The organism is Sorangiineae bacterium MSr11367 (assembly GCA_037157805.1).
GTDB lineage: Bacteria > Myxococcota_A > Polyangia > Polyangiales > Polyangiaceae > Pendulispora > Pendulispora rubella.
Genome location: CP089983.1, coordinates 8,769,741 through 8,788,609 on the forward strand (window position 1 = coordinate 8,769,741; position 18,869 = coordinate 8,788,609).

General features: G+C 69.8%; 1 protein-coding gene and 1 pseudogene. Both read left to right on the forward strand.

The window, feature by feature from the left end:
• The first annotated feature begins 214 nt into the window (after positions 1-214).
• Positions 215-17,035, forward strand: coding sequence for an SDR family NAD(P)-dependent oxidoreductase (locus LVJ94_33840; protein ID WXB01888.1), 16,821 nt, complete (start codon positions 215-217; stop codon positions 17,033-17,035).
• Positions 17,025-18,659 (forward strand): annotated as a pseudogene (locus LVJ94_33845) (polyketide synthase docking domain-containing protein). Before LVJ94_33840 ends, LVJ94_33845 begins: the two are co-directional and overlap by 11 nt.
• Positions 18,660-18,869 lie beyond the last annotated feature (210 nt).

Below are 18,869 nucleotides of genomic sequence, written 5' to 3' on the forward strand. Positions count from 1 at the left end.
TTTACGAATTAGCCTGGCGCGCTTGGCCCGGCTTCCTGCGCCACGCACCTGTCGATATCTGCCGTTCCGCGCACGTCGAGCTTTCTGCGCCACGAGAAAAGTAGCCCCTTCCGCGTGACTTGGCTTGCAGGTGACGTGTCTCGATCCTAGTACCTAACGCGGGCCATCTTCTCCCGATTAACGGGTTTGCTCATTTGGAATGGCCCACACGAATATGACGACTTCGCCCGCCCATCCGCGAGCAGCCGCCCCGTCCGAGAGCGATCTTCGCGCATTCATCGCCTCTCACCTCGCCGAACGACTGAATATCGATGTGGGATCCATCGATCCGGAGGAGCGGTTCGTTCGCTATGGCCTGGACTCCCGCGGAGCCACCGGCCTGCTCGCCTCTTTGGCAAAGCTGCTCGGGCGGCCGCTTTCGGCGATCCTCGCGTGGCGCTATCCAACGCCCGCGTCGCTCGCCCGCCACCTGGCCAATGTGGATATTGAAGTCAAAACAACATCGCGCGAGGTGGCACGGGCGCACGACGAGCCGGTCGCCATCGTCGGCATGGCGTGCCGCTTTCCAGGGGCGCCGAACCCAGAAGCCTTTTGGCGTTTATTGAGTAATGGCGTCAATGCGATTACGGAGGCGCCCAACGAGCGATGGTCCACCGAAACGCTGTTCGATGTGGACCCGAACGCGCCAGGCAAGATGAGCACCCGATGGGGGGGCTTTCTCGAACGGATCGATGGGTTCGATGCCGCGTTCTTCGGCATTTCGCCGCGTGAAGCGGCGGGTATGGATCCGCAACAGCGGCTCATGTTGGAGCTCAGTTGGGAGGCGTTGGAGGATGCGGGCACGCTCCCCGCGAGCTTGAAGGGGAGCGACACCAGCGTCTTCTTCGGCGCCATCTGGGACGATTACGCGACGCTCGTCCATCAGCATGACCGCGAGGCCATCACGCAACACACCGTGACCGGCCAGCACCGGAGCATCATCGCAAACCGGGTCTCGTATTTTCTGGGGCTGCATGGCCCGAGCATGACCATCGATTCGGCGTGCTCGGCATCGCTGGTCGCCGTCCACGTCGCGTGCGAGAGCTTGCGACGGGGAGAATGCTCTTTGGCGCTCGCCGGCGGCGTGAGCTTGAACGTCATTCCCGAGACCACCATCGGAATGTCCAAGTTCGGAGGCATGTCGCCCGACGGCCGCTGCTTCACCTTCGATGCGCGGGCCAATGGCTACGTGCGGGGAGAAGGCGGCGCGGTGGTGGTGCTGAAGCCGCTCTCACGCGCCCTCGCGGACGGTGATTCCATCCGCGCCGTCGTTCGAGGCAGCGCGGTGAACAACGACGGCGCGAGCAATGGCCTCACGGCGCCCAATCCCGTGGCCCAGGAAGCGGCGCTGCGGCGAGCGTACCGGCAAGCAGGCATCGATCCTGCCGACGTTCACTACGTCGAGCTGCATGGCACGGGCACCCAGCTCGGGGATCCCATCGAGGCCGCCGCGCTCGGCGCAGTGCTCGGAACGGCGCGAGCGCCGGAGCGCCCGCTGCTCGTGGGCTCGGCCAAGACCAACATTGGCCACTTGGAGGGCGCTGCCGGTATCGCGGGACTGCTGAAGGTCGTGCTCTGCATGCAGCATCGGCAGCTTGCTCCGAGCCTCCACTTCGAGAAGCCGAATCCCCACATCGCACTCGAGGAGCTGAATCTTCGCGTGACCACGGCGCTGGAGCCTTGGCCCAGTGAGGGCCGGCCGCGTTCGGCGGGCGTGAGTTCCTTCGGCATGGGCGGAACGAACTGCCATGTCGTCGTCTCCGAGCCGCCCTCACGCCGCGTCCGCGCCCTCGAAGGCCAAGGCCCGCTGGCGCAGCGGGCGCGCGGGGTCCTCGAGGGCGAGGTGCGGGGGCCCGTCTTCGTTTTCGCAGGCCAGGGGGCGCAGTGGCCGAAGATGGGCCTGCGACTTTGGGCGCGCGAACGCGTCTTTCGCGAGACCCTCGAGGCGTGCAACGGTTTCATCCAGCGGATCATGGGATGGTCGTTGCTGGACGAGCTGTCCAACGAGCACGGCCGGCTCGATCGCATCGACGTTGGACTGCCCGCCATCGCGGCCATCGAACTGGCCATGGCCGCCCAATGGCAAGCCTGGGGCGTCCGGCCGGCCGCGGTGGTGGGCTACAGCCTCGGCGAGATCACGGCGGCGCACGTCGCCGGCGTTCTGAGCCTCGAGGATACGATGCGGATCACGTGCGTCTACGGGCGTGCGCTCGCGCGCATCCGCGGGACCGGTCTCATGGCCGTCGTCGGCCTGTCGTGGGAGGAGGCGGGGGCAGAACTCGAAGGCTTCGCGGGCCGAGTCTTTCGGGCCATTCAGTACAGCGTCGATTCGACGGTGCTCGTCGGTGAACGCACGGCACTCGCCGAGGTGCGGAGCGCACTCGAGGCCCGCGGGGTCTTCTATCGTCAGGTCGCCATCGACGTGACCCCGCATTCGCCGATGGCCGATGGCATCCGCGAGGACGTGTTCGAGTCGCTGCAGGGCGTGCAGCCGCGCCAAGGGACCATCCCCATCTATTCCGAGGTGACCGGCGGCGTGCTTCCGGACGAGGCGTTCGACACCCGCCACTGGGCGACGAACCTCTGCGATCCCGCACTGTTTTCCACCGCCGTCGATCGCTTGCTCGCGGACGGCTTCGGCGTCTTTCTCGAAGTGAGTCCGCACCCGCTGACCATCGACGCCATCGAGTCGAACATCCGCCGCTCGGGACGCCGGGGCATCGCGCTGCCGTCGCTCCGGCGCGAAGAGGACGAGTTCGACGTGGTGTTCGACACGCTCGGCGCTATCCACACGCTCTACGCCTCGAGTGTGCGCTGGGAGGCGCTCGAAGACATCGACGTCACAACGACATCAATGGCGATGGGCGATCCGTTGCCGTTCCTCGTGTCGGGCAGGACGGAGGAGGCCTTGCAGGCGCAGGTCCGGCATTTGCGCGCCCATCTCGACCGCCGGCCCGAGCTCGGCCTGGGCGATGTGGCCCGCACCTTGGCGCTCGCGCGCACGCACTTCGAGCGGCGCGCGGTGGTGGTGGCGCGCCATCGGGACGCCCTTCTGGACGCACTCGATACGCTGGCCCACGGCGGCGACACGGTGCTCGGTGAGGGCAAGCTGCGGGGTGGGCGCGTCTTCGTCTTTCCGGGACAAGGTTCGCAGTGGCCGGCGATGGCCCGCGCGCTGCTCGAAAGCTCGCCGGTCTTTCGCGAGGAGCTCGAAGCGTGCGGGCGTGCCCTCGAGGCCCACGTCGATTGGTCGCTGCTTGCCGTGGTCCGCGGCGACGAAGGTGCTCCGTCGCTCGATCCCGTCCACGTGGTGCAGCCGGTGCTCTTCGCCGTCATGGTTTCGCTCGCCGCCGTGTGGCGTTCGATGGGGATCGAACCCGACGCGGTGATGGGGCATAGCCAGGGGGAGATCGCCGCGGCCTACGTGGCCGGAGCGCTCTCGCTCGACGATGCGGCCAAAGTGGTCGCACTGCGCAGCCGGCTCCTCGCCAAACTCGCGGGCAAGGGAGCCATGGCCGCCGTGGAGCTCTCCATCGAGCGGCTGCGCGATCGCCTCGCGCACTGGGGCGATCGGCTTTCGGTCGCCGCCGTCAACGGCCTGGGCTCCACCGTGGTCTCGGGCGAGCCCGAGGCCATCGAGGCGCTGCTGCGCGAGCTCGATGCCGCGGGCATTTTCGCCCGCAAGGTGCGGGTCGACTATGCCTCGCACAGCGCCCAGGTCGAGGTTCTGCGCGACGAGCTCCGAACGGCCCTCGACGGCATCCAGGCCCGCCCCTCGAAGGTGCCGATCCTTTCCACGGTCACCGGGACCCGAATCGATGGCGCCGATCTCGATGCCGCGTATTGGTTCCGCAACCTGCGGCAAACGGTTCGTTTCGGCGAGGCGGTGGAGACGCTCGTCGCCGAAGGGTATCGCTTCTTCGTCGAAGTGAGCCCGCATCCGGTGCTCACGTTGGCCATCGAGAAGGCGCTCGAGGCTGCCGGGGTCTCGGCCTGCGTGACCGGCTCGCTGCGACGCGACGAGGGCGATCTCCGGCGCGTGCTCCTTTCGGCCGGAGAGCTTTTTGCCAAAGGGCTGCCCGTCGATTGGACGCGAATCCTACCCCGCGGAGGGCGGGTGCCGCTGCCGACGTACGCGTTCCAGCGGGAGAGGCATTGGCTGGAGGCTTCGCGACGTCGCGATACCGATGTGCGCTCCGCGGGGTTGGTCTCCGCCGAGCATCCGCTGCTCGGCGCATCGCTTTCACTCGCCGACAGCGACGGCGTCGTGTTGACCGGGCTTCTGTCGCTCGAGCGCCATCCGTGGCTCGCGGGCCATCGCGTCTTCGATGCGGTCGTCGTGCCCGGCACGGCGATGGTCGAACTCGCACTCGCCGCCGCACACCGCGTGGGGTTGCAGCAGGTCGAAGAGCTCACCTTGGAGACACCGCTCGCCCTTCCGCCGAAGGGCGGTGTTCGGGTGCAGCTCGCGTTGGGCCCGCCGGACGAGGGAAAGCGACGGGGACTCACCCTTCACGTTCGCTCCGACGATGCGCCGGCCGACGCTCCGTGGGTCCGCCATGCCACCGGGATGCTGGCCCCCCATGCGGAGGAGCCCGCGTTCGAGCTCCGCGCGTGGCCTCCGGCCGGCGCCGTTGTACCGATCGACGGCCTCTACGAGCGCCTCGCCGCGACGGGTCTCGCGTATGGGCAAGATTTCCGAGGTCTTTCGGCGGTGTGGAGGAACGGCGACGATTGGTTCGCCGAGGTCCACCTGCCCGAGGGCACGGCGCACGGCGCCGGAGCGTTCGGCCTTCACCCGGCCTTGCTCGATGCCGCCCTTCACCCGCTGCTCCTCGCGGCGCGAGACGTGGTCCTCCCGTTTGCGTGGCGGGGGATCGCCCTGCACGCCGCGGGAGCGTCGACCCTGCGCGTGCATCTTCGCCACGATCGTGAGGGCGCCGCGGAGCTGGACATCGCCGACGCCACCGGGGAGCCGGTCGCCTCCATCGCCGCCCTTCACATGCGATCCGCCTCGCGCGAGCAGCTTCGGGGCGGCGTGCATCAGGGAGCGCTCCATGGTTTGCACTGGGTGCCGCAGCCCGCGGGCGCGGCACCGGCGAAGCTCGACTTCGCACGCTACGAGGATCCCGAGACGATTCGGATCGATCTCGCGCGAGGCGGGAAGCTGCCCGAGCTCGCGGTCTGCCTTTGGCCGCAGGACACGGGCGACGCGGCACCGCTCGAGGCCACGCGCCAGGCGCTCGCGCTACTTCGCAGCTGGCTCGGCGACGAGCACTCGGCCGAAGGTCGCCTCGTTCTCGTCACGCGGAATGCGATCGCGGCGCAGGCCGAAGATCGCATTCACCATGTCTCGCAGGCCCCGCTTTGGGGGCTCGTGCGCACGGCCCAATCCGAGCACCCCGACAGGGCCCTGCTTCTTCTCGATCTCGACGACGACGCGGACCTCGAGCGCGCGCTCGCGGCCGCCGTCGCCTCGGGGGAGCCGCAGGCCGCGTGGCGCAAGGGCGTCCTGTACGCGCCCCGGCTCGCGCGAGCGCGTGCCGCGCTCTCGATTCCCGTGGACGCATCGGCGTGGCGCCTCGACGTCTCGGCCACGGGAACGTTCGAGAACCTTGCCCTGGTTCCCTACCCGGCCGCGCTCGAGCCCTTGGGCCCGGGGCAGGTGCGCATTTCGGTCCGGGCGGCCGGCCTCAATTTTCGCGACGTGCTCCAGGCCCTCGGCATGTACCCCGGCCAGGGCGTCGACCTCGGCGTCGAAGGCGCGGGCATCGTGCTCGCCGTTGGCTCGGACGTCACGGGTCTCGCGCCCGGCGATCGCGTCATGGGGCTGCTGCCTTGCGCCTTCGGTCCGATCGCCGTGGCCGACCATCGCATGGTCACGCGCATCCCGTGCGGGTGGTCCTTCGCCGAGGCCGCCGCGGTTCCCGCCGTTTTTCTGACCGCGTACCACGCGCTGGTCGATCTCGCGCGCCTGCGGCCGGGCGAAAAGGTGCTCGTCCACGCGGCCGCCGGTGGCGTCGGCATGGCCGCCGTGCAGATGGCCCGCCACCTCGGCGCCGAGGTGTTCGCGACGGCCAGCCAGGGCAAGTGGGGCGCGCTGCGCGACCTCGGCATCGACGATGCCCGCATCGCCTCCTCGCGCACCCTCGAGTTCGAACCGCGGTTTCTTCGCGCGACCGAAGGCCACGGCGTCGACGTCGTGCTCGACGCGCTCGCGGGCGAGTTCGTCGATGCGTCGCTGCGGCTTCTGCCCCGCGGCGGGCGCTTCGTCGAAATGGGCAAGAACGACGTTCGGGATCCCGCCGCGGTCGCGGCCGAGCACCCGGGTGTGACGTACCAGGCGTTCGATCTTTTCGATGCGGGGCCCGACCGCATCCAGCAGATGCTCACCGCGCTGGTGGCTCTCTTCGAGCAGGGCGCGCTCCATACGCCGCCCGTCATGGGTTGGGACATCCGCCATGCCCAGGATGCCTTCCGCTTTCTCGGCCAGGCGCGGCACGTCGGCAAGCTGGTCTTCTCCCTGCCCCACGCGCCTTCGCCCGAAGGCACGGTGCTCATCACCGGCGGCACCGGAACGCTGGGTCGTCTTTTCGCACGGCACCTCGTGGCCAAGCACGGCGTCCGCCATCTGCTGCTCGTCTCGCGCCAGGGCATCGAGGCCCCCGGGGCGCAGGCTCTGCGCGACGAGCTCGAGGCGGCGGGTGCCCGCGTCACCCTCCCCGCATGCGATGCCTCCGACAAGGAGAGCCTCCGCCGACTCCTCGCCGAGATTCCGCCCGAGCATCCGTTGACGGGTGTCGTCCATGCCGCCGGTGCGCTCGACGACGGCGTCCTTCTTTCACTCGACCCCGACCGGTTGCCGCTGGTGTTTCGCCCCAAGGTCGACGCGGCCTTGCACCTGCACGACCTCACGCACGGGAAGGATCTCTCGTTCTTCGTCCTCTTCTCGTCGATTGCGGGCGTCGTGGGCACCTTGGGGCAGGGCGGCTACGCGGCCGCCAATGCGTTCCTCGATGCACTGGCGCTGCATCGAAGGGCGTCGGGCCTTCCCGCGCATTCGCTGGCATGGGGCTACTGGGCCGAGCGCACCGGCATGACCGCCCACCTCGGAGACACCGATCTCCAGCGCATGGGCCGCCTCGGTGTGCGTGCGCTCTCGACGGACGACGGGCTGGCCCTTTTCGACCGTGCCCTCGCACACCCCGAAGCCTTCGTCGTCCCAGCGCGCTTCGACGATCGCGCGAGGGTTACGCTCCGTCGTGCGACCGCCCGCCGTGCGTCGGCCCCCAAACCGCGCGTCGAGTCGCTCGACGCGCTCGTGCGCAGGGAGATTGCCACGGTCCTCGGCCTTGCGTCGCCCGCGGGCATCGACGCGGCAAGGCCGTTGCGGGAGCTCGGCCTCGACTCGCTCATGGCCGTCGAGCTGCGCAATCGCCTCGGGGCCGCGACGGGACTCCGTCTTCCGTCCACGTTGCTCTTCGACCATCCGACGCCCGCAGGCCTCGTCGCACGGCTGCGCGCCGATCTCGTTGGCCCTGAGGCCGCGGTCCCGCCCCCTCCCGCGACCGCGTCGGAGGAGCCCATCGCCATCGTCTCCATGAGCTGCCGCTTCCCCGGCGGGGTGCACACGCCCGAGGCCCTCTGGCAGCTCCTCGCCGACGGCGCCGACGTGGTCTCGTCCTTCCCCGACGACCGCGGATGGGACCTCGACGCGCTGTACTCGCCCGATCCCGAGCAGCCCGGCACCTGCTACGCGCGCGAAGGCGGTTTCCTCTACGACGCCGCCTGGTTCGATCCGTTCTTTTTCGGCATCAGCCCGCGCGAGGCCCTGGCCATCGATCCCCAGCAGCGGCTGCTGCTCGAGACGTCGTGGGAAGCGCTCGAGCGCGCGGGCATCGCGCCCGCGGCCCTTCAAGGCAGCCCCACGGGCGTCTTCGTCGGTGTCATTTACAGCGACTACGCCGCGCGCCTGTCCCGGGCACCCCACGATCTCGAAGCGTGGATCGGCATTGGCAGCGCACCGAGCGTCGCCTCCGGCCGCATCGCGTACACGTTCGGCTTCGAGGGGCCGGCGCTCACGGTGGATACGGCGTGCAGTTCGTCGCTCGTGGCCGTGCACCTTGCCTGCCAGTCCATCCGGCAAGGTGAGTGCTCCCTGGCGCTCGTCGGCGGGGTCACGGTCATGGCGACGCCGGGCGTCTTCGTCGAGTTCAGCCGCCAGCGCGGGCTTGCAGCCGATGGCCGCTGCAAAGCATTTTCGGAGGGAGCCGACGGTGCGGGGTGGGCCGAAGGCGCCGGCATGCTCCTGCTCGAGCGCCTGTCCGATGCGCGGCGGCATGGGCATCCGGTCCTCGCCGTCATCCGGGGCTCGGCGATCAACCAGGACGGCCGAAGCCAAGGGCTCACGGCCCCCAATGGACCGGCGCAGCAGCGGGTCATCCAGCGAGCGCTCGCCCATGCGGGCATCGACGCAGCCGACATCGATGCCGTCGAAGCCCATGGCACCGGCACCGCGCTGGGCGATCCCATCGAGGCACAAGCCCTTCTCGCCACCTATGGGCATGCCCATTCCCCCGAGCGACCTCTCTGGCTGGGCACCCTCAAGTCCAACCTCGGTCATACACAGGCCGCCGCCGGCGTCGCCGGTGTCATCAAAATGGTGCTGGCCATGCAACACGGGCTCTTGCCCAAGACGTTGCATGCGGAGACGCCTTCGTCCCATGTCGATTGGTCGCCGGGTACGGTCCGTCTCCTGACCGAGCCCGTCCCGTGGAACGCGGGAGGCTCGCCGCGCCGTGCGGGCGTTTCGTCGTTCGGGATCAGCGGCACCAACGCCCACGTGATCCTCGAAGAAGCTCCGCCCGCGTCGGCGGATGCGCGCACGGCGACGGCGCCGTTGCTTGCCGCGTGGCCGGTTCTCCTCTCGGCCAAGTCCCAGGCCGCCCTCTCCGCGCAGGCCACACGGCTGCGCGAGCACCTGGCCGCCTTGCCCGACGATGGAATCGCCGGCGCGGCCCAGGCGCTGGCCACGCGGCGCACGCACTTCGAGCGGCGGGCGGTGTTCGTCGCCCGTGACCGTACGGCCCTCCTTGCGTCGCTCGAGGCGATGGCCCGAGGCAAACCCGATGCGGACACGGTGCTCGGCAACACCGAGGCTTCGGGCAAGGTCGCGTTTCTGTTCAGCGGACAGGGAAGTCAATACGCGGGCATGGGTCGCGCGCTCTACGAGGCGCTGCCGCCGTTCCGCCAGGCGCTCGACGCCGTCTGCGCCGAGCTCGATGCTCACCTCGAGCGGCCGCTGCGCGAGGTGCTTTTTGCGGCCCCCGGCTCCGACGACGCCGCGCGCCTCGAGCAGACCGCGTTCACGCAGCCGGCGCTCTTTGCGCTCGAAGTCGCGCTCTTCCGGCTCGTCGAGGGTTGGGGCATCACGCCGGATTGGCTGCTCGGCCACTCCATCGGAGAGCTCTCGGCCATCCACGCAGCGGGCGTTCTGTCTCTTCGAGATGCCTGCACCCTCGTCACGTCGCGCGCGCGACTCATGCAGGCTTTGCCGAGCGGCGGCGCCATGCTCGCCCTTCAGGCTTCCGAGGAGGAGGTTCGCCCGCTCCTCGCCGGCTGCGAAGAACGACTCGGAATCGCCGCCCTCAATGGTCCTCTCTCGACGGTCGTCTCGGGGGAGCTCGACGCGGCCCTCGACGTGGCCGCGCATTTCGAGGGCCTCGGGCGCAAATCCAAGCGCCTGCAGGTGAGCCACGCGTTCCATTCGCCCCGCATGGAGGGCATGCTCGACGCCTTCCGGGACGTCGCCGCGGGGCTCACGTTTCATTCGCCGCGCATGCCCATCGTGTCGAACGTCACCGGCCGGCTTCTCACCTTCGAGGAGCTTTCATCTCCGGATTATTGGGCACGCCACGCGCGCGAAGGCGTTCGCTTCGCCGATGCGGTCCGTGTCCTCGAGGCCGAAGGCGTCTCGTCGTTCTTGGAGCTCGGTCCGAGCGGCACCCTCTCGGCCATGGCCCAAGACTGCGCGTCCGACGACAGGGATGCCCTGTTCGTTCCGGCGCTTCGCGGCGGCCGGCCCGACCTCGCGGCATTGGTTGCCGCCATCGGTGGACTGCATGCGCGCGGCCACCATGTCGATTGGAACGGGTTCTTCGCCCCCTTTGCACTCGGGGAGGCTGCACTCCCCACGTACGCCTTTCAACGCGAGCGCTATTGGCTCGAGCCTTCGGAGAGCGCGCGATCGGAGCGCGTAGTCTCGGCGGAAGGGACCTCCACGGAAAAGGAGCCCTCCCTGGCCGAACACCTCCAGGGGCTCGGGGAACGTGAGCGACGCGACCATTTGCTCGAACTCGTGCTGGCCGAGACGGGCGCCGTTCTGAAGGCACCCGAAGGCATCGAGTTTTCCCCGCGCGCGGGGTTCCTCGATCTCGGTCTCGACTCGCTCATGGCCGTCGAGCTCCGCCGCCGGCTCCAGAAGCGCACGGGGGTCAAGCTGCCGGCGACGCTCGCGTTCGACCATCCCTCACCGCGCCACGTCGCGAATTGGCTGTTCGACCGGCTCTCGGCCGACGTCGAGCGACACGACGCCACGCCGGAAGCGTCCGCACGCGCCGAGGCGTCGCTGGCCATCGTCGGCATCGGCCTCCGCTTGCCGGGGGGCGTGACCAGCTTGGACGAACTTTGGGGGCTCCTCGCGCGCGGGGCCGATGCGGTCACCCGCGTTCCCTCGGACCGCTGGGACGCCGACGCCTTCTACGATGCGAACCCCGACGTGAAGGGCAAGAGCTACGTCCGGGACGCCGCCTTTCTCGACCGCGTCGATCTCTTCGATGCGGACTTCTTCGGAATCAGCCCGCGCGAGGCCAGCCACGTGGATCCGCAACACCGGCTCCTGCTCGAGGCGGCGTGGCATGCGCTGGAGGATGCGGGCATCGTCCCCGCATCGCTGGGGGACTCGAAGACGGGCGTCTTCGTGGGCATCGGGCCGAGCGACTACGAGCAGCTCGAGGGTCCGGTTCGCGACGCCGACGCGTACGCGGTCATGGGGACTCCTTCGTCGTTCGCGGCGGGCCGTCTCGCGTTCACGTTGGGGCTGCAAGGTCCGGCGCTGTCGGTGGACACTGCATGCTCCTCGTCGCTCGTGGCGCTTCACCTCGCGTGCCAGGCCTTGCGGCACGGCGAGTGCGACGTGGCCCTCGCGGCGGGCGTAAACGTGATGGCCACGCCCGATTTGTTCGTCCTGATGTCGCGGACACGGGCTCTTGCCGCCGACGGGCACTCGAAGACCTTCTCCGCGCAGGCCGACGGATACGGCCGCGGCGAGGGCGTGGTCGTGGTGGCGCTCGAGCGCCTGCGCGATGCACGGGCTCGCGGGCGCGACATCCTCGCCGTCGTGCGCGGAAGCGCCATCAACCACGACGGGCGGACGAGCGGCATCACCGCGCCCAACGGTACGTCGCAGCAGAAGGTGCTTCGTGCCGCGCTGGAGGATGCACGGCTCGCCGCCGCGGACGTGGACGTGGTGGAGTGCCATGGTACGGGCACGTCCCTGGGCGATCCCATCGAGGTGCAAGCCTTGGGCGCCGTGTACGGCACCGGACGCGACGCGGAGCGCCCGCTGCTGCTCGGCGCGATCAAGACGAACATCGGACACCTCGAGGCAGCCGCAGGGCTCGCGGGCGTGGCCAAGATCGTGGCGTCGCTCCGCCACGATGCCTTGCCGGCCACGCTGCACACCACGCCCCGCAACCCGCACATCGAGTGGGACGATCTGCCGGTTCGCGTCGTGGACGCAGCGCGCCTGTGGCCGCGGCTCGATCGGCCTCGCCGTGCCGGGGTGTCGGCGTTCGGCCTCTCCGGCACCAACGCCCACGTGCTGATCGAGGAAGCGCCCGCGCGCGCGGGCGTCGAGGCGCCGACGTCGCCGCCGTGGCTTCCCATCGCCATCTCGGGAAAGACGCAGGCGGCCCAGCAGGCGCAGGCGGGCGCGCTGCGCGCACACCTTCTCGCCCGGCCGGAGCTGCCGCTTCTCGACATCGCCCATTCGTTGGCCGTGGCGCGCACGCATTTCGAGACGCGGGCCGTCGCCATCGTCGAGGATCGCGCGCGCGCGCTCGAGGTGCTCGAGGGCCTCTCGCGCGGCGCGTCTCCGTCCGGCGTGGTAAGCGGATCGGCCAAAGGGCGCAAGCTCGCCATCCTTTTCACGGGTCAGGGAAGCCAGCGCGCGGGGATGGGCCGTGCGCTCTACGAGGCGATCCCTTCGTTCCGCGGGGCGCTCGACGAGGTGTGTGCGCACTTCGACGGCCGGCTCGCACGACCGCTTCGCGACGTTCTGCTGGCGCCCGCGGGCTCCGAAGCGGCGGCGCTCTTGAACCACACCGCGTACGCGCAGCCCGCGCTGTTCGCACTGGAGACGGCGCTCTTCCGCACGATGCAGGGCTGGGGCCTCGAGCCGGATTGGCTCCTCGGGCACTCGATCGGCGAGCTCGTGGCCGCCCACGTGGCCGGCGTGCTGTCGCTCGACGACGCGTGCACGTTGGTCGCGGCGCGCGCGCGCCTGATGCAGGCGATCGCACGCGACGGCGCCATGGTGTCGCTCCAAGCCTCGGAAGACGAGGTTCGGGCACGCATCGCGGGCCGAGAACGCGAGATCGCCGTGGCGGCGCTCAACGGTCCGCGCTCGACCGTCATCTCCGGCGACCGGACCGCCGTCCTCGAGGTGGCGACGCACTTCGCGAAGGCCACACGGCTCGAGGTAAGCCACGCCTTCCACTCGCCGCACATGGACGGCATGCTCCAAGAGCTCGAGGACGTTGCGCGCGGACTCACCTTTCACGAGGCGCGCATTCCGATCGTGTCGAACGTCACCGGCCAGCGTGCGGGGGCGGAGATGAGCACCCCGGGCTACTGGGCGCGCCACGCGCGCGAGGCCGTGCGCTTCGTCGATGGCGTGCGGCAGCTGGAGGCCGAAGGGGTCACGACCTTCCTCGAATTGGGACCGCAGGGCATCCTTTCGGCCATGGCCCAGGATGCTTGCTCCGGGGCCCGGCGGACCGTGTTCGCGTCCGCCCTGCGCAAGGACAGGCCGGAGCTCGAGACGTTGACCACGGCGCTGGGCACCTTGCACGCCGAAGGGCACGAGCTCGATTGGGCGGCGTTCTTCGCGCCGTTGGCGCCGAAGCGGGTTCCTCTCCCCGCGTACGCGTTCCAGCGTGAGCGCCATTGGCTGGACGTGCCGCATCGAGGCGCGATGTCGTCCCTCCCGTCGGCGGGGCGCTACGCGTTGGCGGGGCAGCGGCTCGATCTTCCCGATGGCTCCGTTCTCCACACCCTGGAGGTGGGGCCGGGCGTTCAAACCTACCTGCAGGACCACCGGATCTACGGACGGATCGTGGTCCCGGGTGCGTTCTACCTCGCCGTCTTGCTCGCGGTGGCGGAGTCGCACTGGCCGGGCCAAACCATCGAGCTACGGGACGTTCAGTTCCTTCGTGCGCTGACCTTCCAGCATCCCTCCAGCGCGGTGACGTTGCACATCCAGCTCACACGCCACGACGGACCGGGATTCTCGGCGACCTTGTTCACGCGCAGCGAAACCGGCTCGAACACGCACGCAACCGGCATGCTCGGACCTGCGGCGGACGAACCGACGCTGCACGTCCCGCTTCCGCCTTTGCCCAAACGCCAAGGAACGGGGATGCCGTCGCAGTTCGAGGGCGGCACCTTCCGCTCCGCCAACGCCGAGTGGGGGCCGCGGTGGTGCTGGCTGCGGCAGGCGAACGGTCTGCGCGAACGCACCGGATTCGGCCGCCTCGAAGCACCGGAGGGCGTGCCCACCGACGATGCGCCGCTGCCCGGCGGTGCGCTCGACAGCGCCATGAGCCTCGAGCTGTGGAGCTCGGGCTCGTACGATGCCGTGGAGGACGTTCCCCGGCTGCCGTTCCTGGTGGAGCGCCTGGTGTGGTACGCGCACGGCTCCACACCGGCGTGGGCCGAGGGCGTGCTGCGGGATCGTTCGGACGACGATTCGCGCATTTCCGACGTCACGTTCTGGGACGGAACGGGAACGCCCGTCGCGCGCATCGAGGGGTTCACCAATCGCCGCGCCCCCAAGGAGATCTTTCTTCCGAATCGGAAGAAGCAGGACCTTCACGTCGTCGGATGGGTCGATCGGGATCCCCTTCCCGAGCCAAACGCCGCCGGCGCCTGGGTTTGGCTGGGTGAGGACGCGCTCGCCGATCTGGAAGCGCTCCACGCCGCGCCCGAGGTGCTCGTTTTCGCACCGCCCGCACGGGCGACGGCCCACGTCGACAGGAACGCCGGCCAGGCCGTCCTCGATGCCCACGAGGCAACGCAGCACGCCACGCGCGTGATCCAAGCCTGGCTGGCCGACGAAAGGTTCGCCGCAACGCCCCTGGTGGTGCTGACCCAGGGTGCGGTGACCACGCGCTCGGGCGAACCCGTGATGGACATCGCGCAGGCGTCCCTCGGGGGGCTGGTTCGCGCGGCGCGATTGGAGGCGCCGGATCGGCGCATCGTCCTCGTCGATACCGACGGCAGCACGGAGTCGACGCGCGCGCTGCCCGCCGCGGTCGCCTCCGGAGAGCCCCTGCTCGCCTTGCGCGAAGGCGTTCCTCGCGTTCCGCGGATTGCTGCGCTTCCCGCGGTGGAGGCCCTCGAGCCGCCCGAAGCGCCCACGTGGCGACTCCACATCCCGACCAAGGGGAGCTTCGAAAACCTGGCGCTGGTCGAGCACCCGGCCGCGGCCTCGCCGCTCGGTCCGGGCGACGTGCGCATTTCGGTGCGGGCCGCGGGCCTGAACTTCCGCGACGTCATCGACTCCCTCGGCATGTACCCCGGCGACGCAGGGCCCTTGGGCGGCGAAGGCGCCGGCGTGGTGCTCGACGTCGGCCCCGGCGTGACGCGCTTCGCCCCCGGCGACCGCGTGATGGGCATCTTTCCCGCAGCCTTCGGCCCCATCGCCATCGCCGACCACCGGACGCTCCTGCGGGTGCCCGAGGGTTGGTCCTTCGCCGAAGCCGCGGGCGTGCCCGTGGTGTTCCTCACCGCCTATTACGGACTCGCCGTCGCCGGCGGCCTCCAGGCCGGGGAGCGGGTGCTCGTGCACGCGGCCGCGGGCGGCGTGGGCATGGCGGCCGTCCAGCTCGCGCAACACTTCGGCGCCGAGGTGTTCGGCACCGCCAGCCCGGGCAAGTGGAGCACCTTGCGCTCTTCGGGCCTGGACGATGCCCACATCGCGTCGTCGCGCACGCTCGACTTCGAAGGCGAGTTCCTGCGGGCCACGGACGGGCGCGGCATGGACCTCGTTCTCGACTGCCTCGCCGGTGACTTCGTGGACGCCTCGCTGCGCCTTCTGCCGCGCGGCGGGCGCTTCGTCGAGTTGGGCAAGACCGACATGCGCGAGCCCGAAGCCGTGGCCGCTCGCCACGCGGGGGTTCGCTACCAGGTCTTCGACCTCGCGCAGGTGAACGCGGACCACGTTCGCCGAAGCCTCGAGCGGATTGCCGGCTTGTTCGAGCGCAGCATCCTTCGGCCCTTGCCCGTCACGACGTGGGACGTTCGCCGCGCCCCCGAAGCATTCCGCTTCCTCGCGCACGCGCGCCACGTCGGCAAGATCGTGCTGACCATGCCGCCCCGACTCGATGCGGAGCGCACGGTACTGATCACCGGGGCCACGGGCGCGCTGGGGGCACTCGTGGCCCGCCATCTCGTCGCGCACCACGGAGTCCGGCATCTGCTGCTCGTGTCGCGCCGTGGGGCATCGGCTCCGGGCGCCCAGGACCTGGTGCGCGATTTGGAAACAGCGGGAGCCCGTGTCGTTCTCCGCGCCGGGGACGTGTCTGACCGCGAAGTGCTCCAGCAGCTCCTCGCGGAGATCCCGCCCATGCATCCGCTGCAAGGCATCGTTCACACGGCCGGTGTGCTCGACGATGGCGTGCTCGGATCGATGACACCGGAGCGCATCGAGCGGGTCCTGCGGCCAAAGGTGGACGCCGCCATCCATTTGCACGAGCTCACGCGCGACGCGGATCTGTCCGCGTTCGTCGTGTTCTCCTCCCTCGCGGGCACCCTGGGAAATCCCGGTCAAGCGAATTACGCCGCGGCCAATGCCTACCTCGATGCGCTGATGAGCCATCGGCGGGCGCTCGGACGGCCCGGGCTCTCCCTGCTCTGGGGGCCGTGGGCGGAGGGAGGGATGACCTCGACCCTTTCGGAGGCCGCCCGCACCCGCATGCGGCGCCAAAACGTGGCGCCGCTCTCGCCCGAGGAAGGCATCGCGCTGTTCGATGCGGCGCTCGGCCGCTCCGAGGCGTGCGTCGTCGCCACACGCTTCGATTTCGCCGGGCTGAGTGCACGCTCGGAGATCTCTCCGCTCCTCCGAGGCCTCGTCCAGCTCCCAACGGAGCCCGCGGCAGCGGGCCGCCCCGCGCCCGTCCGGGAGCGCCTCACCGGCCTCTCGCCGCGCGATGCCAATCGCACGCTGCTCGACGTCGTTCGCGCGGAGATTGCCACCGCGCTCGGCCTCACGTCGAGCCAAGGCATCGACCCCGATCGCCCCCTGAGCGAGCTCCACCTCGATTCGCTCATGATGATCGAGCTGCGCAACCGACTGGGCGCGGTCACCGGCTTGCGGCTGCCGAGCACCCTGCTCTTCGATCACCCCACGCCCTCGGACCTCGCGCATCGACTGCGCAGCGAAATGGTGCCCGACGATGCGGCGCTCCCGATGGAGACGGCGCCGGCCTTGGCGGAGCTCGATCGGCTCGAGTCGATCCTCGACGACATGGCTCCGAGCGAGGACATGCACGAGGACATCACCGAGCGACTGCAACGGTTGCTCTTGAAGTGGAGCAGCCTGCAAGGCGGAGCGCCCGCGTCCCGGAACGGGAATCGATTCAAGGGCGCCTCGGACAACGAGCTTTTCGATTTGTTCGATCGAGAATTCAGAGGGCCAGCCTCAAATGGCGAATGAAGACAAGCTTCGAGAGTACTTGAAGCAAGCCATGCACGAGTTGGACAAGACTCGTAAACGGCTGACGGAAATCGAATCGAAAGAGCCCGACCCCATCGCCATCGTGTCGATGGGCTGCCGCTTTCCCGGCGGCGTGCGCGATCCGGACGAACTCTGGCAGCTTCTCGTTCGCGGCGGCGATGCCATCGGTGCCTTCCCCGACGACCGGGGCTGGAAGCTCGACGAGCTTTACCATCCCGACCCCGACCAGAACGGCACCTCGTACGTGCGCGAGGGCGGCTTTCTCTACGACGCGCACCATTTCGATCCGGCCTTCTTCGGCATCAGCCCGCGCGAGGCGCTGGCCATCGATCCGCAACATCGCCTGCTCCTCGAGACGGCGTGGGAGACGGTGGAGCGGGCGGGGCTCCCGCCGGCCTCGGTCCACGGAAGTGCGACCGGCGTCTTCGTGGGCGTGATGTACAGCGACTACGCCGAGCGCTTGGCCCCCGCCCCGGCCGACCTCGAAGGCTACGTCGGCATCGGCAGCGCCCCCAGCGTCGCGTCGGGGCGCATCGCGTATGCGCTCGGCCTCGAAGGACCGGCGGTCACCGTCGACACGGCGTGCAGCTCGTCGCTGGTGGCGCTGCACCTCGCTTGCCAATCGCTGCGCCAGGGCGAGTGCACCTTGGCGCTCGCAGGCGGCGTCACGGTCATGGCCACGCCCGCGGCGTTCGTCGAGTTCAGCCGCCAGCGGGGACTCGCGGCCGACAGCCGGTGCAAAGCGTTCTCCGATCGAGCCGACGGCGTGAGCTGGGCCGAAGGCGTGGGCCTCCTGCTTCTCGAACGGCTCCCCGATGCGCAGCGCCATGGCCATCCCGTGCTCGCCGTCATCCGCGGTTCGGCGATCAATCAGGACGGCAAGAGCCAGGGGCTCACGGCCCCCCATGGCCCCTCGCAGCAGCGTGTGATCCGGCAAGCGCTCGCCAGTGCCCGTCTCGCGCCCGCGGACATCCAGGCCGTCGAGGCACATGGCACCGGCACGACGCTCGGCGATCCCATCGAGGCACAGGCCCTTCTCGCCACCTACGGCAAGGCGCGGTCGAAGGACGAGCCGCTGTGGCTCGGCACCATCAAGTCGAACCTGGGGCACACCCAAGGTGCCGCCGGCGTCGCGGGCGTGATCAAGATGGTGCTCGCCTTGCGGCACGAGCTCTTGCCGCAGACGCTGCATGCCGAGGCACCTTCGACCCACGTCGATTGGTCATCGGGCGCGATTCGGCTTCTCACCGAAGCCGCACCGTGGAAGCCGAACGGCTCGCCGCGACGCGCGGGGGTTTCGTCCTTCGGCGTCAGCGGCACCAACGCGCACGTCATCCTGGAAGAGGCCCCCCCACCCCAACCCTCCCTCTGCGTTGAAAGTCGGCCGCGGCAAGCCGCGGACCTCCGAGGGGGAGGGAGCCCTGGCGTTCCGTCTGACTCCTACGCACCGGGGGAGCCCGCAAGGGCTCCCTCCCCCTCCGGGGGAGGGTCGGGGTGGGGGAGCTTTTCCGTCGTGCCCGTGGTCCTTTCGGCCAAATCGGAAGCGGCCCTCGAGGCGCAGGCTTCGAGGCTGCGCGACCATCTGAAGGCGGCGCCCGACCTCGGTCTCGTCGACGTCGCCTACTCGCTCGCCACGTCCCGCGGCCACTTCGAGCGGAGGGCCACGGTGCTCGCGCGCGATCGCGCGTCGCTCGTCGAGCAGCTGGGCGACTTGGCCCAGGGCCGGACGGCGCCCGACATCGTTTTCGGCGAGGCGCCGGCGGCGGGCAAGCTCGCGTTCCTCTTCACCGGACAGGGAAGCCAATACGCAGGC